Here is an 18,808-nt window from a genome sequence, read left to right on the forward strand (position 1 = left end):
TTACTGCGCGGGCGTCGGCAGGGGCGGAATCGCCTCTGTCGGCGGCGGCAGGTCCGGCGTGGTTGGCGCAGGTGCCGGTGCCGGCGCAGGGCTCGGTTCTGCCTGCGGGACGATCGGCGCAGGCTCCGGTGCCGGTGTAACCGGCGTCGAGACGGCCGGCGCTACAGGTTCTTCCTTCGGCGCTGGCACCTTCTCCGCTGCCGGGGCAACTTTGGGTTCCGGCACCCCCAGTTCAGCCTTGGGCTGTTCGGGAATATGTTCGGTCTTCTTCACCTCTTGGGGCAGGAACACATCCACCAGTGCGAAATAGCGCTCGTAGAACTTCGGCGCCGAGACAGTCTCACTCGCCACCTTCACCATCGAGTCGTCGGTGGAGCCGATCGGCATCGACACCGAGCCCAGCACACCCACACCCAGGCTGGCGGAGTTGTTGACCTTCTTCAGCGCATAACGATCCTGCAGGGCGTTGGCAAACATCGTCGAGTGGCTTTTACCTTTGCCATCATTGGCACACACCACATTGAAGCTGATCTGCATGTGAGTTTCGCCGGTCTGCTGGAAACTCTTGTTACCCACCACCAGCTTCGGATCGCTGCTGGTGATGATGTAGCCCTGGCTCAGCAAGGCACGGCGTGCGGCCTCGCACGCGGCGATGTCACTGACCGGGTAATTACGGGAGAACGTACCGGAGTCGTCGAAATTCTCGTGCTCGTAAACAGCGGTCTTGGGTGACGAGCAGCCCGTGGCGCCCGCCAACACCAGCGCCAACCCGAGGCTACGCAAGTGAAATGATGTCGACATTGAAAATCCTGAGGAAAACGGTCTGGGCGGTATTGTGCAACAGAACGAGGCCTTGGCGCGCGCATTCCTGTCGATAAAACGTCACAAGCCTACACAGCGGTGCCTGCAGGGAAAAGCCCGGCGCACATATGGTCAATAAACACGCGCAACTTGGCAGATGCATGACGACTTGACGGCCACAGTATCCAGAAACTGCCACGGTGTTCGAGATAATCATCCAACACCCGTAGCAAGCGCCCCTGCCCCACGGCCTCGTTGACCATGTAGTCGGGCAGACAGGCGATGCCCAATCCCTCGTGTACCACATGGTTGAGGGACTCAATGGTGGTACTGACCAGCGGTGTACGCAAGGTCGGTTCGGCGGCGCCCGGCAGGTGACGCAACGGCCAGTTTTCCAGCTTGCCGGTGGCGCAGAATTTGTGCCGCAGGCACGCGTGATCGTTGAGATCCTGCGGTTGCTGCGGGGTGCCGTGTTGAGCGAAGTAGCCCGGCGTGCCCACAAGTACCAACTGGTAATAGCCCAGATGCCGCGCCATCAAGCGCGAATCTTCGGGCTTGCCTGTGCGAATCACCGCATCGAAACCTTCCTCGATCACGTCCACCATGCGGTCGGAAAAATCCACATCCAATTCGATATCCGGGTAGGCGCGCATAAAGTCGCTGAGCACCGGCATCAACAAGCCGCGTACCTGCGGCAGGCTGACGCGCAACTTGCCGCGGGGCGTGGCGCTGGCGTCCGTCAATTCCTGCTCGGCCGCCTCGACCTCGGCCAGAATGCGCCGCGAACGCTCAAGAAACAGCGAGCCTTCGCTGGTCAGGGTGATACTGCGCGTGCTGCGGTGAAACAGCCTGACGCCCAGGCGCTCTTCCATGCGCGCGATACTTTTGCCCACGGCCGACGACGATACCCCCAGCACGCGACCGGCGACGGTGAAGCTGCGCGTCTCCGCCACCTGCACAAATACCGACAGGCTGCTCAAGCTGTCCATGATCACGTCTCGACTGATTACGGACACCTACGTCCGCTAAGTTCGGAACCTTAGCCTGTTTTTCCGCACAGCACAGCCCCTTACTCTGCCGCCTTGCCCCTTTTATATGGATCAAGCGTCATGAGCGACAACCCTTCACTTACCCATTGCCCGGCGAACGCCGAGCCTGACGTGCTGCCGCTGGGAGGCTTGTTGGCCCTGGCTTGCGCGGGTTTTATCACCATCCTCACCGAAGCCATGCCTGCGGGGCTCTTGCCGCAGATGGGCGCAGGCCTGGGCGTGTCGCCCGCCCTGGTTGGCCAACTGGTCACGCTCTACGCACTCGGATCATTGCTCGCGGCCATCCCCTTGACGCTGCTGACGCGGGGTTGGCGCCGACGCCCCCTACTGCTGGTGGCCATTGCTGGCTTCGCCCTGGTCAACAGCGTGACGGCCGTATCCAGCCACTACGGGCTGACCCTGGTAGCGCGCTTTTTCGCCGGGGTATTCGCCGGGTTGCTCTGGGCCCTGTTGGCGGGTTACGCCAGTCGTATGGTCGCCCCCCACCTGCAAGGCCGGGCGATTGCCATCGCAATGCTTGGCGCACCGCTGGCCCTGACCCTGGGCGTGCCGGCCGGCACCCTGCTGGGCACCCTCGTTGGCTGGCGCTTGAGTTTTGCGATCATGACCGGGCTGACGCTGGCATTGCTGCTCTGGGCGCGCTGGCAACTCCCGGACTTTGCCGGCCAAGCAGCACAACAGCGCCTGGGCCTGCGCCAGGTGATGAGGTTGCGCGGTATTCGTCCGGTGCTTTGGGTGACCTTTACCTACGTGCTGGCCCACAACATTCTCTACACCTACATCGCCCCCCTGCTGGAGCCCGCCGGCATCCAGGCCGATATCGACCGGGTACTGCTGGTGTTTGGCCTGACGGCGTTGTTGAGCATCTGGCTGGTGGGCCTGCTGATCGATCGATGGCTGCGCCCGTTGGTGCTGTTCAGTTGCATGCTGTTTGGCCTGTCGGCGCTGGCGTTGGCGTTCTGGATCGACTCGCCGGCGATCATCTACATCGCCGTCGCGGCCTGGGGGCTGGCATTCGGTGGCCTACCGGCCTTGCTGCAAACCGCCCTGGCCAAGTCGGCGGGCGAGTCGGCGGACGCCGCGCAGTCGATGCTGGTGACGGTATGGAACCTGGGCATTGCCGGCGGCGGTCTGGCGGGCGGGTTGTTGTTGCAGAGCTGGGGCGTGCTCGCGTTTCCCTGGGCGGTAGTGACGTTGATGTTGCTGGCCCTTTGCAAACGCCCATGAAAAAGCCCCCGGTCTTTTCAGGCCGGGGGCTTTTTATTCAAACCGAGATCAGTACTTCTTGATCTCAGCCTTGGTTTCCAGCTGCTTGCGGTACGCCGCGAAATCCTGCTGCCCAACACGGGAAGCGAGGAAACGGCGGTATTGCGCCTTCTCATCGTCCGATGGAGCCGCCGCTTCGGTGACGCCGTTCAAGCGCACGATCACCAGGCTGCCATCAGCGAGGGTCACGGTGGTGAAGGTCGGCTTGTCCTTGGACGCAGGCTTGGGCATGCGGAACAAGGCTTGCAGCACCACCGGGTCGATCGTTTCCTGGCTACGGGTAGCCGCTTCGGTGACTTTCCAGGCCTGGCCATCAACGGGCTGGTTCAGCGGGGTCTTGCCATCACGCAGGCTGGCGATCAACTCGTCAGCGTGAGTCTTGGCGGCCGCGCTGGCGCGTTCCTTGGTCATCTGGGTGCGGATCGCCGCTGCCACGCTTTCCAGCGGCAGTTGCGTAGGCTTCAGATGCTCTTTGGCCCGCAGCACGATGATGGTTTCCGGGTCGAGCTCGATGGCGGTGCTGTTGGCACCCTCATCCAACACTTCCGGGCTGAACGCGGCAGTGACCACGGCACGGTTGGCCGCGACACCCTCACCGCCTTCGCGACCAAACGGCGCAGAGGTGTGAACGGTCAGCTTCAGATCGGAGGCCGGCTGAGCCAGGTCGGAGGCTTCGAACGCCGCATCTTCCAATTGCTTGGTCGCTTCGACAAAACGCTGTTCAACCTGTTGGTTCTTGAGCTCGTGGGTCAGCTTATCTTTCAGGCTGGCGAACGATGGCACTTCTGGCGCTTCAACGCCCAACAGCTTGATCAGGTGCCAACCGAAGGTGCTGCGCACCGGTGCCGAGACCTGGTCCTTATTCAAGGCGTACAGGGCAGCTTCGAAGTCCGGATCGTAGACGCCAGGACCGGCAAAACCAAGGTCACCGCCATTGCTGGCCGAACCCGGGTCCTGGGAGAACTCCTTGGCCAGGGCTTCGAACTGCTCACCCTTGGCCAGGCGCGCCTGGATTTCCTCGATCTTGGCCTTGGCTTGGGCGTCGGTGACCTTGTCGTTGACTTCAATCAGGATGTGCGCGGCACGACGCTGCTCAGCGAGGTTGGCGGTTTCTTTCTCATACGCTGCCTGCAGTTCATCGTCCTTGACGGTGACCTGGTCGAAGAAAGACGACTTCTTCAACTCCAGATAGTCGATGACCACCTGGTCCGGGGTCATGAACTCTTTGGCGTGCTGGTCGTAGTAAGCCTTGACCTCGTCGTCGGTGAGTTTCACCGCCGCAGGGTTGGCCTTGATATTGACGGTGGCGAAATCGCGGGTCTGTTTTTCCAGGCGGGCGAATGCCAGCACCTGCGCGTCAGTCACGAAGGCGCTGCCGAGGATGCCCAAGCGAGTCTGCTCGATCAGCATTTGCTGGGTCATCATCTGACGGAACTGCAGACGGCTGTAGCCCAGTTGACGGATCACCTGGTCAAAACGCTCTGCGTTGAACTTGCCGTCCACCTGGAACTCCGGCGTCTGCAGGATCACTTGGTCCAGCGCGGCGTCAGAGAAGGCAAACTTGGAATCAGCGGCACCTTGCAGTACCAGCTTGCGATCGATCAGGCTCTTGAGCGCCGCGTCGCGCAGCAGTTTTTCGTCCAGCAGGGAAGCATCGAAATCCTTGCCCATCTGTTGCATCAGTTGGCGACGTTGCATGTCGACGGCCTGGCTCAGTTCGGTCTGGGTGATTGCTTCACCGTTGACCTTGGCCACGTCCTGCTTGGTGTTGGTCGAAGCCTGAAAAATAGCCTCGATACCGGTGAACGCCATCAATGCGACGATGATCCCGATAATGGTCTTGGCAATCCAGCCTTGTGAATTGTCCCTGATATTTTGCAGCATGCGTCCCCCAGAAACGGTTGAACTTCAAAAATTGGCAACCGTGGAGCGTGGGTAGAGTCCGGATAGAAGAAAGGCGCATCCGAGGATGCGCCTTCTCTCGTAACTGGCGGAGCGGACGGGGGTTAGAACCCACACCCCCGGCGTGGTGACCCGATGGATACGTGGGTCAGCTGCCGCTCCGCTGCCAGGCCAGACCTGCGTCGGACCCGGGTAGGTAAAGGCTTGATCGAGGCTTAGTTAACGGCTTCTTTCAGGGCTTTACCGGCTTTGAAACCTGGTTTCTTGGCAGCAGCGATTTGCAGTGCTTTGCCAGTCTGTGGGTTACGGCCAGTGCGAGCTGGGCGGTCAGTCACAGAAAAAGTACCGAAGCCTACCAGTACCACCGAATCGCCGGCCTTCAGAGCGCCAGTGACGGATTCGATTACTGCGTCCAGCGCACGGCCAGCAGCAGCTTTCGGGATATCAGCGGATGCGGCGATAGCATCAATCAGTTCCGACTTGTTCACTCTAAGTCCCCTTATATATCTATTGAGTATGATTCTAAGTTTTTTGGTGAAAGCAAAAACCAGTGCTGAATGGCCTACAGACACTTAAGAGCCGCTTTATAACAAGGGCTCTAAAAAGCTGTCAAGGAAGCCCCCAGGCTTTAACGCATTAATGCGTGCTAATTCTTTCCTTGGAATCAGACTCGCGCTTTTCGTCCTTCGCGACTATCTCCGGAGCCACATCCGGCAAGGGCTCCGGCGCGTATTGCAGCGCAATTTGCAGGACCTCGTCAATCCATTTAACCGGTTTAATCTGAAGATCTTGCTTGATATTGTCAGGAATTTCCTTCAAGTCGCGGACATTCTCTTCAGGAATGATCACGGTCTTGATTCCACCCCGGTGTGCGGCGAGCAATTTTTCTTTCAGACCACCGATGGCCAATACCTGGCCACGCAGGGTGATTTCCCCGGTCATGGCCACATCGGCGCGTACCGGAATGCCGGTCAGGGCCGATACCAGGGCCGTACACATGCCTACGCCAGCGCTAGGGCCGTCTTTCGGGGTCGCCCCCTCCGGCATGTGGATATGGACGTCGTGCTTCTCATGGAAGTCCAGGGGAATCCCCAGGCTCCGGGCGCGGCTGCGCACCACGGTCTGCGCGGCGGTGATGGATTCGACCATCACGTCACCCAGGGAACCGGTCTTGATCAATTGGCCCTTGCCCGGGATCACCGCGGCTTCGATGGTCAGCAATTCGCCACCCACCTGGGTCCACGCCAGGCCAGTCACCTGCCCTACCTGATCCTGCTGTTCCGCCAACCCGTAGCTGAATTTACGCACGCCCAGATAGTGCTCCAGCACATCGGCGGTAATCTTCACCGAGAAGCGTTTTTCCAGCGCATGCTCCTTGACCGCCTTGCGGCAAATCTTCGCAATCTGGCGCTCAAGCCCCCGTACACCGGCCTCGCGGGTGTAGTAACGCACCATATCGCGGATCGACTCGACCTCGAATTCAATCTCGCCTTTCTTCAGGCCATTGGCCGAAATCTGCTTGGGCGCGAGGTATTTGACGGCGATGTTGATCTTCTCGTCTTCGGTGTAACCCGGCAGACGAATCACCTCCATCCGGTCCAGCAACGCTGGCGGAATGTTCATGGAGTTGGAGGTACACAGGAACATTACGTCGGACAGATCGTAGTCGACTTCCAGGTAATGGTCGTTGAAATTATGGTTCTGCTCAGGATCGAGCACTTCGAGCAAGGCCGATGCCGGATCGCCACGCATGTCGCTGCCCATTTTGTCGATTTCATCGAGCAGGAACAGCGGGTTGCGCACGCCGACCTTTGTCATCTTTTGAATCAATCTTCCTGGCATCGAACCGATATATGTGCGGCGATGACCACGGATTTCCGCTTCATCACGCACGCCGCCAAGGGCCATTCGCACGAATTTACGGTTGGTGGCATTGGCAATCGACTCGGCCAGGGAGGTTTTACCCACACCCGGCGGACCGACCAGGCACAACACCGGGCCACGAATTTTCTTCACGCGCTTTTGCACGGCGAGGTATTCGAGAATGCGTTCTTTGACTTCTTCGAGGCCGTAATGGTCGGCATCGAGGATATCTTCGGCGCGAGCCAGGTCCAGGCGCACCTTGGTCTGAGCCTTCCACGGCACCTGCACCAACCAATCGATGTAGGAACGAACCACGGTGGCTTCGGCCGACATCGGCGACATTTGCTTGAGCTTGTTCAGCTCGGCGTTGGCCTTGGTCAGGGCGTCTTTCGGCAGGCCGGCGGAATCGATGCGCTTTTTCAGCTCTTCGATTTCGTTGTGGCCTTCCTCGCTGTCGCCGAGTTCCTTCTGAATGGCCTTCATCTGCTCATTCAGGTAGTACTCGCGCTGGCTGCGCTCCATTTGTTTCTTCACGCGACCACGGATGCGCTTTTCAACCTGCAGCAGGTCGATTTCGGCATCGAGCAGCGCCAGGACGTGTTCGACACGGGCCGGCAGGTCGATGATTTCGAGGATGTCTTGCTTCTGCTCGATTTTCAGCGCCATGTGCGCGGCCATGGTGTCGACCAGGCGGCTAGGCTCATCAATGCTGTTGAGGGAAGACAGGACTTCAGCCGGGACTTTCTTGCCCAACTGCACATACTGCTCGAATTGCGAGAGCAGGCTGCGTACAAATACTTCGGACTCGCGCTCCGGGGCCTCGACTTCGTCGATCAGTGCCACTTCGGCGCGCAGGTGGCCGTCCACCTCCATGAAGCGCTCGACCGCACCGCGCTGCTCACCTTCCACCAACACCTTGACAGTGCCGTCGGGCAGCTTGAGCAATTGCAGGACAGTCGCAACGGTACCGACGCGATACAGGGCATCTTCGCCTGGATCATCATCAGCAGGATTTCTCTGGGCCAACAGCAGGATCTGCTTGTCGCCCGTCATCGCGGCCTCGAGGGCTTCGATAGACTTCTCGCGCCCCACGAACAGCGGGATAACCATGTGCGGATAGACGACGACATCACGCAACGGCAGGAGAGGCAATTCGATGGTTGTCTTCATGATTTCGCCTCTATGACAGTTGAAAAGTAAGCATGAAACCAAGATGGGGGCTGCCGGCAAAAAAAACAAGCTCAATGCCAGCAGTTAAATGCAGGAAAAACACGCCCTTAAAACAAAAGGGGCCCCTAAAGGCCCCTTGTTGTTATGCAGCAGCCGGACGCTTACGCGTCTGGCGCAGCCTTGGCAGCCGGCTCACTGTTTTCATAGATATACAGTGGCTTGGACTTGCCTTCGATAACGCTTTCGTCGATCACCACTTTGCTCACCTCGGACTGCGAGGGGATTTCGTACATGGTGTCGAGCAGTACGCCTTCGAGGATCGAACGCAGGCCACGCGCACCGGTTTTGCGCTCCAGTGCCCGCTTGGCCACTGATTTGAGTGCGTCGGTACGGAACTCGAGGTCTACGCCTTCCATTTCGAACAGCTTGGCATATTGTTTGGTCAGGGCGTTTTTCGGCTCGGTGAGGATCTGAATCAGAGCAGCCTCATCCAGCTCGTCCAATGTCGCCAGGACCGGCAGACGACCAACGAATTCCGGGATCAGACCAAACTTGACCAGATCGTCAGGTTCGACTTCACGCAGGGACTCGCCCACCTTCTTGCCTTCTTCCTTGCTGCGCACTTCCGCACTGAAGCCGATGCCGCCACGGGTGGAACGGTTTTGAATAACCTTTTCCAGACCGGAGAACGCACCGCCGCAGATGAACAGGATATTGCGCGTATCAACCTGAAGGAACTCCTGCTGTGGATGCTTGCGGCCGCCTTGTGGCGGTACGGAAGCAACCGTGCCTTCGATCAGTTTCAACAAGGCTTGCTGCACGCCTTCACCGGAAACATCCCGAGTGATCGACGGGTTGTCGGACTTGCGCGAAATCTTATCGATTTCGTCGATGTAGACGATACCCATCTGGGCCTTCTCTACGTCGTAGTCGCACTTCTGCAGCAACTTCTGAATGATGTTCTCGACGTCCTCACCCACGTAGCCAGCCTCGGTGAGGGTGGTGGCGTCGGCGATGGTGAACGGAACGTTCAGCAGGCGAGCGAGGGTTTCCGCAAGCAGGGTTTTACCCGAGCCTGTAGGACCGATCAGCAAGATGTTGCTCTTGCCGAGCTCGACTTCGTCGTTTTTCTTGTCACGCTGGTTCAAACGCTTGTAGTGGTTGTACACCGCTACGGCCAGAACCTTTTTTGCACGCTCTTGACCAATCACGTACTGATCAAGGATGCCGCTGATTTCTTTAGGCGAAGGCAATTTATGCGCGCTGCTTTCGGCCTGGGCTTCCTGCACCTCCTCACGGATGATGTCATTGCACAGGTCGACGCACTCGTCGCAGATAAAGACCGAGGGGCCGGCAATCAATTTGCGTACTTCATGCTGGCTTTTGCCACAGAAGGAGCAATAGAGCAGCTTGCCGTTGTCCTCGCCGTTGCGGGTGTCAGTCATTCGTTCGATCCAAATCCGATAGGCTTGCAACACAAGATGAAGGCTTATGCGGGCTTTTTCAAGCCCGCAGGTGATCGGACTTGCCGACCTGGCCTATTTTGAGCTGCTTATATTAAGCGGGGCGCTTGTCAATCACTGCGTCGATCAACCCGTAATCACGCGCGGCTTCGGCGCTCATGAAATTGTCACGGTTGGTATCACGCTCGATTTCTTCCAAGGTGTGCCCGCTGTGCTTGGCCATCAGCGTGTTAAGACGCTCACGAATAAAGAGGATTTCCTTGGCATGGATTTCGATGTCCGATGCCTGGCCCTGGAAACCGCCCAGTGGCTGGTGAATCATCACGCGCGAGTTCGGCAGGCAGTAACGCTTGCCTTCGGCACCTGCGGTCAGCAGGAAAGCGCCCATGCTGCAGGCTTGGCCGATGCAGGTGGTCGACACGTTTGGCTTGATGAACTGCATGGTGTCGTAGATCGACATGCCCGCGGTCACCGAACCGCCCGGCGAGTTAATGTAAAGATGGATGTCCTTGTCCGGGTTTTCCGCTTCAAGGAACAGCAGTTGCGCACAAATCAGGTTGGCCATGTAGTCCTCTACCGGCCCCACCAAAAAGATCACTCGCTCCTTGAGCAGGCGCGAGTAGATGTCGTAGGCGCGTTCGCCACGAGCGGACTGCTCGACAACCATCGGGACCAGGCCGCCTGCGGCCTGGATATCAGAGTTCTGCTGAATATAGGAATTACGGAACATGCTCTGCAGTTACTCCCAAATAGTCATGTCTTGAAAACGCATAAGCCAGCGCGAGGCTGGCTTATGGTTGTATTTCAAACGAGTTGGACAATCAGTCGGCTTGTGCTGCTTCCGCCGGCTTGACTGCTTCTTCGTAAGAGACCGCTTTATCGGTCACCTTAGCCTTCTGCAGAACAGTATCCACAACTTGTTCTTCCAGCACAACCGAACGTACTTCGTTCAGTTGCTGGTCGTTCTTGTAGTACCAAGCCACAACCTGCTCAGGCTCCTGGTAGGCCGAAGCCATTTCCTGGATCATTTCACGAACGCGGTCTTCGTCAGGCTTGAGGTCGAACTGCTTGACCACTTCAGCCACGATCAGGCCCAGCACGACGCGGCGCTTGGCTTGCTCTTCGAACAGCTCGGCCGGCAGTTGGTCAGGTTTGATGTTGCCACCAAACTGCTGAACGGCTTGTACGCGCAGGCGATCCACTTCGTTGGACAGCAAAGCCTTAGGCACTTCGATCGGGTTGGCGGTCAGCAGACCGTCCATGACCTGGTTCTTGACCTTGGACTTGATGGCCTGACGCAGCTCGCGCTGCATGTTCTTGCGAACTTCGGTGCGGAAGCCGTCGATGCCGGTTTCCTTGATGCCGAATTGAGCGAAGAACTCTTCGTTCAGCTCTGGCAGCTTAGGCTCGGACACGCTGTTGACCGTCACGGTGAACTCGGCGGCTTTGCCGGCCAGGTCCAGGTTCTGGTAGTCAGCCGGGAAAGTCAGGTTCAGAACGCGCTCTTCGCCGGCTTTTGCGCCAACCAGGCCGTCTTCGAAACCCGGGATCATGCGGTTGGAACCCAGCACCAGCTGAGTACCCTTGGCGGAGCCGCCAGCGAATGCTTCGCCGTCAACCTTGCCCACGAAATCGATGTTCAGCTGGTCTTCGTTCTGGGCAGCACGTTCGGCCACTTCGAAACGGGTGTTCTGCTTGCGCAGGATTTCCAGCATGTTGTCCAGGTCGGCATCAGCCACTTCGGCGCTCAGGCGCTCGATCGCGATACCGTCGAAGCCGGCAACTTCGAACTCTGGGAACACTTCGAATACAGCAACGTATTCCAGGTCCTTGCCCGCTTCCAGGGACTTAGGCTCGATCGAAGGCGAACCAGCCGGGTTCAGCTTTTGCTCGACAACCGCTTCGTAGAACGACGCCTGGATCACGTCGCCTACCGCTTCCTGACGCGCATCAGCACCAAAACGGCGCTTGATTTCGCTCATTGGCACTTTGCCTGGACGGAAGCCAGCGATCTTGGCCTTTTGGGCAGTCTGCTGCAGACGCTTGTTGACCGCAGTCTCGATGCGCTCTGCCGGCACGGTGATGCTCAGGCGGCGCTCGAGAGCAGTAGTATTTTCAACAGAAACTTGCATGGATATTCCTCGTTGCACAGACGTTAGCCGGCCGTTTCCGACCCCAGAATGTCGGGTAGAGATGGGCCATTACTGGCCCACCTCCCCCTAAGAACCGTACGTGCGAGTTTCCCCGCATACGGCTCGGGCCTAATCAAAACCCCCGGTAAGGGGAGCCGGTTTGTTCACTGTCAATCCGCGAGCGTGTAGCCGCTGGTGACAAAGGGGGTGCAATAGTACCCGGTTATTTAGGGAGTCTCCACCGCCTTTTGTGCGGTACAGAATGTGGTGATCATGCCACCCCGTCTCCTTCGTAATCGGTAACTTACATATTGGACACAATCCTTTCTGACTCTGGAAAAGGCTCAAGATTTGCTTACGGTACGCCAGCCTTTTGAGCATCTGTTCCATACGCCTTTTCTCACCCATTTCCTCCATAGAAGGATCGAAGGGGTTGTACTCCCCACTCACCTTCTTGTGTCGTTCGATCGGAGTGCTCGCTAGCGAGTACAACTCGATCGTTCGCATCTCTCCCTTGTCATTCATCGTCGCGGTAGCAAACACCCCTTTCCGCCCCTTCATGGGTTTAAAGTATTTCGCTCCGATCCACTGGAGTGTTTTCTTAGGGTGTCGCCGTTTTGCCCAACGCCATAGAGCCAGAAAGATCATGTAATCCATGCGGCTATACGCTTTCTTGGCTACCACAGGCTGGTGATAGAACGCCCAGCCACGCAGTATCGGATTCAGCTGTCGGATCAGATCCTCCTGCCTTACCGTTTTGCTGGTACTGATGACCTCCCTTACCTTGCTATAGAACGCTTTCACGTTTTTCTTGCTTGGCTTGATCAGAAGCTTCCCATCGTACTTGCGGAAATTCCAACCTAGAAAGTCAAAGCCTTCCTTTATATGGACGACACGCGTCTTCTCGAGTGACAACTGCAGCCCCCGCACTGCTAGGAACTGCTCTACCCAAGGTCTGACTTCAGTTTCCAGCACCTCTCGCGAGGTTCCGGTTATCACAAAGTCATCCGCATAACGCACCACATTGATTTTCAGCTTCTTGGCCTTGGTCACACCCAGATGTTGCTTAAGTTGTGACTCCAGCCCATCCAGCACCAGATTCGCCAAGCTGGGCGAGACAATCCCGCCCTGTGGCGTACCGGCATCCGTTGCCTGTAGCTGGCCTTTATGAATCACGCCAGCTTTCAACCATTTTCGGAGAACCACCTTATCCGTTGGGACGTTGGTGATAAGCCAGTCATGATTGATATGGTCAAAGCAGCCTTTGATGTCCGCCTCCAAAACCCATTGGGCCGAAACCTTCTTGGATAGGCATACGAACAACTGCCCCATTGCATCCGCCGTAGATCGCTCGATCCTAAAGCCGTAGCTGTTTGGATCGCCGGTGGTTTCTGCAATGGGTGCCAGAGCAAGCAAATACAACGCCTGCATTGCCCTGTCCGTCATGGTCGGAATGCCCAGAGGGCGCTCTTTTCCATTTGACTTCGGAATAAACACACGCCGTAAAGGCCGTGGTTTATAACCGTGGCGCTTCAACCCATTTGCCGCCTTCCATTTGGCATCGGGTGTATCCCAGAGCACGCGGTCGACTCCCGCCGTGCGCTTACCCTGGTTTTCAGTGACTCGCCGTACGGCCAAGTATCTGGCCGAGCGTGAGCGGGTCAGCATCCGCTGCAAGGCTTTCACCCTGCGCCAGTTGCCTTCCCGACAAGCCTTCGCAATCCGTATCTGCATCGCCCGGACATTCCGCTGAACACGCCACCAATCGATGTCATGCCATTGTTGCGGAGCGCCGGAAGGCGCAGACACGGCCAATTGGCTATGTTCTAACATGCTGCCTTCCTCTCAAGTTGCCCCAAGCGAAAGACGCACACATCCCCTGACGGGAATGGACGCTCCCGCCAGGGTTGGATTAATAGAAGATCCGTTACAGCTGGATCTCTAGGTTTATTGAGACAGGTTCACTCAGAGTTCATGCGACGAAAGACCACGCAGAAGTCTGCCCGGTTTCCCGTGGAGCAATGTTCCAGCCCCTATCCGGGCCATTACAGCCCGGCTTTCGCTTTCTCTGCGATCCCATACCCGCACAGCCAACGGATCACCTTGCGGTTCACCTGCCCGAAGGCAGCCATACGGGCTTACCACGTTCCCTGCCTGTCACACGACTGGGTTAGAGTCTGCCTATTCGCCGGCGACCTTATGTGACGACGTGTTCCGACCCTTGACCAGAACAACCGGTCGCATCACCTTTTTGGTTAATGCCTATCAGCAGATTAGGCACCGTAATGCTGACGACGTTTATTAGCAGTTCACTTGTGTTACCCATACCAGCCAGCCTAGCGCCTCAACCCGGTACTGCTCCGAGCATCTGCGCTCCGCCTCACGGCGAAGACGCACCCATACGGGGGCTACATTGTTGGAAGAGCTTCACACCCCACCGTTACCAGTGACGCATGTCTTCCTAGGCTATCGTTGGTCGCACAACGAGTCCGCTGCCACTCCGAACAGGCAATGGTTGGACAATGACAGACAGAGCTTTCGCTCATGTCTCCGGTTTGATGTGAACAGGGACTGCCGAGGCAGCATGCTCAAAGAATTGTTACCTCCTGTTTCAAAAGCAGGAGGGAACCCCAGCGGGGATTCTCTCCCGCATGGGTTTAGCCCTGAATAGGGCTGATGTGTAGTAGGCACTCCAATACCGGAAATCCAGTACTGCGGTCGAGCCACCGAGCGCTAATCGACCTTGAGTTTGCCACCGCCGCTGCGGCAAGTCCTTGAAGGCATTGGACTTCTGGGAGGGGTTTTTTTTCTTGGGATTGGGCACCCAAGCTCTCGGCTCTCTTTCGAAAACCCTTCAAGATGACTCTACACCTCGAAGTTTAGGAGACACGCCACGCGTGTCGCACCAAGGGCATGCATTCTAGTGGGTCAAACTCAAGAAGTCACCCTACTGGAAACGGGTAAAAAAACAGCAGGCAATTTATCGGTACGAAGACACTGTTGCGCCTCGCCCCGGTGACAAATACAGCCAATCGCGCCAGGGCTCTGCGCCGACCCTTCTATATATAGAAGAAGTCGCCAATCATCTCCCTGACGGCCGCCCCTGCGAACAGGACCGGCAGGCAGCGCGGCATCATCGAGACACATAAATACGACGAAACGCCCTGCCTTGCGACCCAGAACCTGCAGCCGCGGAATACTCGAACCACTAAAACAAAAAAGGCGCCAGACTGTTAAATCTGGCGCCTTTCGAATATGGGGTGGACGAAGGGGATCGAACCCTCGACAACGGGAGTCACAATCCCGTGCTCTACCAACTGAGCTACGCCCACCATATTGCGTTAACAAAGAAACCAAACCACTTCTTTGTCGAGCCTGACCCCGCCTTCCGGCCGGGCAAAGCTTTAATTGGTGCGGATGAAGAGACTCGAACTCTTACGCCTCGCGGCGCTGGAACCTAAATCCAGTGTGTCTACCAATTCCACCACATCCGCGCTTGAAGCTCTTAAAGCAAAGGCGCCAGATGATTAATCTGGCGCCTTTTCAAAATATGGGGTGGACGAAGGGGATCGAACCCTCGACAACGGGAGTCACAATCCCGTGCTCTACCAACTGAGCTACGCCCACCATCTAACGCTACTTGTGCCAAAGCTGCCTAATGGCGCACCCGGCAGGACTCGAACCTGCGACCATCCGCTTAGAAGGCGGATGCTCTATCCAGCTGAGCTACGGGCGCCTGATTAATCTGTACTCTTGGAGGATTACAAACTAAGTGCTTCCAGCCTTGCAGAACAACAATCCTGCTAGACCTTCTTAACCAGTGCTAGGCTGTGCCCGACAAGTGCGACGAATAGTATAGACGCGCCGGAAAGCCGTCAAATCTTTTTTGAAAAAAATTCATTTTATTTAAGGGGTTAGGCCAATTTGCAGACCAAGCGCCTTTGCCCCCACGTCTTGGCATGCGAGAATGCGCGCACTTTTCTTCCCCCTCTCGATGGTTAATCACGCGTAATGACTGCACAACTTATCGACGGCAAATCAATCGCCGCCAGCCTGCGCCAGCAGATCGCCAAACGCGTCACCGAGCGTAGCCAGCAAGGCTTGCGCACGCCTGGCCTCGCGGTGATCCTGGTCGGCAGCGATCCTGCGTCTCAGGTTTATGTCTCGCACAAGCGTAAAGACTGTGAAGAGGTCGGCTTTATTTCCAAGGCCTACGACCTGCCTTCCGAGACCACCCAGCAGGCCCTTACCGACCTGATCGACGGCCTCAACGATGACCCGAACATCGACGGTATCCTGGTGCAACTGCCATTGCCCGCGCACCTGGACGCCTCCCAGTTGCTCGAACGCATCCGCCCGGACAAAGACGTCGACGGTTTCCACCCGTATAACGTCGGCCGCCTGGCCCAGCGCATCCCGCTGCTGCGCCCATGCACGCCGAAAGGCATCATGACCCTGCTGGAAAGCACCGGCGTCAACCTTTACGGCCTCGACGCCGTGATCGTCGGCGCCTCCAATATCGTCGGGCGCCCGATGGCCATGGAACTGCTGCTCGCCGGCTGCACCGTGACCGTGACCCACCGCTTCACCAAGGACCTCGCCGGTCACGTCGGCCGCGCCGACCTGGTGGTAGTGGCTGCCGGCAAGCCGGGCCTGGTCAAAGGTGAGTGGATCAAGGAAGGCGCGATCGTCATCGACGTCGGCATCAACCGTCAGGCAGACGGCAAGCTGGTCGGCGACGTGGTGTACGAAACCGCCCTGCCCCGTGCCGGCTGGATCACCCCGGTACCGGGTGGCGTTGGCCCGATGACCCGTGCCTGCCTGCTGGAAAACACGCTGTATGCAGCAGAAACCCTGCACGGCTGATCAACTGCCGCGCTGAAAAGAGCCCTGCCTTGTCGCAGGGCTTTTGGTTTCTGATGAACCTCACGCTCTGCTATCGTGCATCCGCGGCTGACATGTTCGGCACCCGCCAGATGCCGCAGGAACCCCAGGAGTGCTTTAGCCATGCGCAACCTACATGCCGCCCCTCTGCTGATCCTAATCGCGGTATTGATCCCCGCTTGCACCACCCAACTGACTGAAGCGGGCAAACAGGTCAACCTCGTCACGGCCTCATCCGCCCACGCTTGCCACGTCGTCAAAGCCTTCACGGTGCAGGGCTCATCCAACGGCGACGCTCTGAACACGGCATTCAATAAAGCCGCCGAGGCTGGCGCTGACAGCCTGAGCATCGTCAATGTGGAGGACGCTGGCAAAATGCAGGTAGCCGCCTTGAACTGCCGACGCTGACGGGCTTGCCCAATAGAACACGCACCCGAACATCCGGCTCGTTCACCCAGGCGCAGCACCCGGTTTCGCGTTTCTTCGACATCCTTTTCACCCGCCATCGACAGGATCGGGCGCAACTTACCTCTACTCCTTTGAAAATCCCCATTAGACCCGCCCTCATAGCGGGCCTTTTTTTGCCCGCGATGGGCTACAAGCCTAACCAATCATCGCCTTACAGCCTTTATTTAAAGGCTCTCTATCGTTTTCTGATCCATACTCCTAAAATGTAACGTCATTTTTCATAAAGCCCGTTGCAGAACGGTATTTCTTACTTTTTTTAGCGAGTTCATCCGCGTGAAAATTCGTCTCTCTCTCGTCAGCCTTTTATTTGCTTTCACCGGCACCTTTGCGCACGCCGCCGAAACCACCCTGGCCCCGCGTGACACCTCAAAACTGCAAATCGCTTCCGGCAGCGCCATGCTGGTCGATCTGCAAACCAACAAAGTCATCTATTCCAGCAACCCGGACGTGGTGGTGCCGATCGCTTCCGTGAGCAAGCTCATGACCGGCCTGATCGTGCTGGAAGCCAAGCAGAACATGGACGAGTACATCGACATCAACATCACCGACACGCCGGAAATGAAAGGCGTGTTCTCCCGCGTGAAAATCGGCAGCCAAATGCCGCGCAAAGAGATGTTGCTGATCGCCCTGATGTCCTCGGAAAACCGCGCCGCCGCGAGCCTGGCTCACCACTACCCGGGCGGCTACGTAGCCTTCATTGCGGCGATGAACGCCAAGGCCAAGGCGCTGGGCATGACCAGCACCCATTACGTCGAGCCTACCGGCCTGTCCATCCATAACGTGTCGACCGCCAGGGACCTGAGCAAGCTGCTGGCCTACGCGCGCAAATTCCCGATGCTGAGCCAATTGAGCACCACCAAGGAAAAGACCGTGGCGTTCCGCAAGCCCAACTACACCTTGGGTTTCTCCAACACCGACCACCTGATCAACCGCGCCAACTGGGACATCAAGCTGACCAAGACCGGCTTCACCAACCAGGCCGGCCACTGCCTGGTGCTGGTGACCAGCATGGGTAACCGCCCGGTGTCGCTGGTGATCCTCGACGCCTTCGGCAAGTTCACCCACTTCGCCGATGCCAGCCGAATCCGCAACTGGGTCGAGACCGGCAAGGGCGGTTCGGTGCCGGACGTTGCGTTGCGCTACAAGGCCGACAAGAACCTGAAGAACCGCCCGAACGCGACAGAGGTTCGTCGCTGAACGGCGCCCCCCCCAAAACGCCCGCCTGACCAATGCCCCGACATGCTCGGGGCATTTTTTTCGGCATAAGCCTCGCAAAAACAGGCCGTTGCATCGCTAACCGGGGTTGCGGATCACGCCCACGATCTGCGGCAAAATAGCGCACAGACAGGCTTTTACTTTGCGCCTGAACTGCCGCTAAATGTTCACCCCTTTCAGTCGACTTCGTTCATGGCTCGTCTCAAACGCATCAGTCCCTGGCTAGCCTGCCTGGCCATCGTGCTGAACATGCTGGCCATGCCGCTCAGCCGCGCCATGCAGACGCCGGACATGGGACTGTTGATGTGGGGCGGATTCTGCTCGGGGGGCGCCTCGCAAGCGCTGCCTCCCAACTTGAGCAAGCTGATCGACCCGCTCCAGTCGGCGCCGTCGCAATCCGCCATGAAACACAGCGATTGCTGCTGCGGTCATGCCGGACTGGCGGCGCTGCCGTCCGACTACTACAGGCATTTCCTACCGCGATACGCCCCCGACACCACCCTCGACAACCCCGAGTTGCCGACGCTGCACCCCAGAATCCGCTGGCCGAGCCTGAGCCCGCGCGCCTCCCCTACCGTTTGATCGACACCCGCGC

14 protein-coding genes and 4 tRNA genes are annotated in these 18,808 nt (G+C 57.9%); 5 read left to right on the forward strand and 13 right to left on the reverse strand.

Annotation, left to right across the window (positions count from 1 at the left end; translation table 11 throughout):
* Both TU80_RS10880 and TU80_RS10885 read right to left on the reverse strand, forming a co-directional pair.
* Complete coding sequence (locus TU80_RS10880; protein ID WP_057004463.1) at positions 1-801, reverse strand: DUF2242 domain-containing protein; 801 nt, start codon at positions 799-801, stop codon at positions 1-3.
* A gap of 89 nt (positions 802-890) precedes the next feature.
* Positions 891-1,790, reverse strand: coding sequence for a LysR family transcriptional regulator (locus tag TU80_RS10885; RefSeq protein ID WP_046382850.1), 900 nt, complete (start codon positions 1,788-1,790; stop codon positions 891-893).
* Between the two features lie 120 nt (positions 1,791-1,910).
* On the opposite strand from TU80_RS10885, the gene TU80_RS10890 reads away from it, so the two are divergent.
* The gene (locus tag TU80_RS10890; protein WP_057004464.1) at positions 1,911-3,077 is read left to right on the forward strand and encodes an MFS transporter; all 1,167 of its coding nucleotides are present in this window, start codon (positions 1,911-1,913) and stop codon (positions 3,075-3,077) included.
* A 48-nt stretch (positions 3,078-3,125) separates the two neighbouring features.
* Here the strand turns inward: TU80_RS10890 and TU80_RS10895 are convergent, their stop codons facing one another.
* The 11 genes from TU80_RS10895 to TU80_RS10945 form a co-directional block, all read right to left on the reverse strand.
* A complete protein-coding gene (locus TU80_RS10895) occupies positions 3,126-5,000 on the reverse strand; it encodes a SurA N-terminal domain-containing protein (RefSeq protein ID WP_057004465.1) in 1,875 nt (624 codons plus the stop codon).
* 233 nt (positions 5,001-5,233) lie between these two features.
* Positions 5,234-5,521 carry an HU family DNA-binding protein gene (locus tag TU80_RS10900; RefSeq protein ID WP_221034285.1) on the reverse strand — a complete coding sequence of 96 codons (288 nt, stop codon included), beginning with the start codon at positions 5,519-5,521 and terminating at the stop codon, positions 5,234-5,236.
* A 133-nt stretch (positions 5,522-5,654) separates the two neighbouring features.
* Complete coding sequence (gene lon / locus TU80_RS10905; RefSeq protein WP_046382847.1) at positions 5,655-8,051, reverse strand: endopeptidase La; 2,397 nt, start codon at positions 8,049-8,051, stop codon at positions 5,655-5,657.
* 161 nt (positions 8,052-8,212) lie between these two features.
* Positions 8,213-9,496 carry an ATP-dependent Clp protease ATP-binding subunit ClpX gene (clpX, locus tag TU80_RS10910; protein WP_017848146.1) on the reverse strand — a complete coding sequence of 428 codons (1,284 nt, stop codon included), beginning with the start codon at positions 9,494-9,496 and terminating at the stop codon, positions 8,213-8,215.
* 112 nt (positions 9,497-9,608) lie between these two features.
* The gene (clpP, locus tag TU80_RS10915) at positions 9,609-10,244 is read right to left on the reverse strand and encodes an ATP-dependent Clp endopeptidase proteolytic subunit ClpP (protein ID WP_017848147.1); all 636 of its coding nucleotides are present in this window, start codon (positions 10,242-10,244) and stop codon (positions 9,609-9,611) included.
* Positions 10,245-10,335: 91 nt separating this feature from the next.
* Positions 10,336-11,646 carry a trigger factor gene (gene tig / locus TU80_RS10920; RefSeq protein WP_046382846.1) on the reverse strand — a complete coding sequence of 437 codons (1,311 nt, stop codon included), beginning with the start codon at positions 11,644-11,646 and terminating at the stop codon, positions 10,336-10,338.
* 129 nt (positions 11,647-11,775) lie between these two features.
* Positions 11,776-13,479: a group II intron reverse transcriptase/maturase gene (ltrA, locus tag TU80_RS10925; RefSeq protein WP_031694129.1), complete on the reverse strand. Its 1,704-nt coding sequence runs from the start codon at positions 13,477-13,479 to the stop codon at positions 11,776-11,778.
* A 1,423-nt stretch (positions 13,480-14,902) separates the two neighbouring features.
* Positions 14,903-14,978: transfer RNA gene (locus tag TU80_RS10930), tRNA-His, on the reverse strand.
* 77 nt (positions 14,979-15,055) lie between these two features.
* Positions 15,056-15,140, reverse strand: a tRNA-Leu gene (locus TU80_RS10935).
* 57 nt (positions 15,141-15,197) lie between these two features.
* A tRNA-His gene (locus tag TU80_RS10940) sits at positions 15,198-15,273 on the reverse strand.
* 32 nt (positions 15,274-15,305) lie between these two features.
* Positions 15,306-15,382 (reverse strand) — tRNA-Arg (locus tag TU80_RS10945).
* A 275-nt stretch (positions 15,383-15,657) separates the two neighbouring features.
* Here TU80_RS10945 and folD point away from each other — a divergent pair.
* From folD to TU80_RS10965, 4 genes are all read left to right on the forward strand, one after another.
* Positions 15,658-16,512: a bifunctional methylenetetrahydrofolate dehydrogenase/methenyltetrahydrofolate cyclohydrolase FolD gene (gene folD / locus TU80_RS10950; protein ID WP_017848149.1), complete on the forward strand. Its 855-nt coding sequence runs from the start codon at positions 15,658-15,660 to the stop codon at positions 16,510-16,512.
* 141 nt (positions 16,513-16,653) lie between these two features.
* Positions 16,654-16,938, forward strand: a complete 285-nt coding sequence (locus TU80_RS10955; RefSeq protein ID WP_057004466.1) for a hypothetical protein — start codon at positions 16,654-16,656, stop codon at positions 16,936-16,938.
* 333 nt (positions 16,939-17,271) lie between these two features.
* Positions 17,272-18,195 carry a D-alanyl-D-alanine endopeptidase gene (gene pbpG, locus TU80_RS10960; RefSeq protein ID WP_057004467.1) on the forward strand — a complete coding sequence of 308 codons (924 nt, stop codon included), beginning with the start codon at positions 17,272-17,274 and terminating at the stop codon, positions 18,193-18,195.
* Between the two features lie 210 nt (positions 18,196-18,405).
* The gene (locus TU80_RS10965) at positions 18,406-18,795 is read left to right on the forward strand and encodes a DUF2946 domain-containing protein (protein ID WP_057004468.1); all 390 of its coding nucleotides are present in this window, start codon (positions 18,406-18,408) and stop codon (positions 18,793-18,795) included.
* The last annotated feature ends 13 nt before the right edge of the window (positions 18,796-18,808 follow it).

The organism is Pseudomonas veronii (assembly GCF_001439695.1).
GTDB classification, from domain to species: domain Bacteria; phylum Pseudomonadota; class Gammaproteobacteria; order Pseudomonadales; family Pseudomonadaceae; genus Aquipseudomonas; species Aquipseudomonas veronii.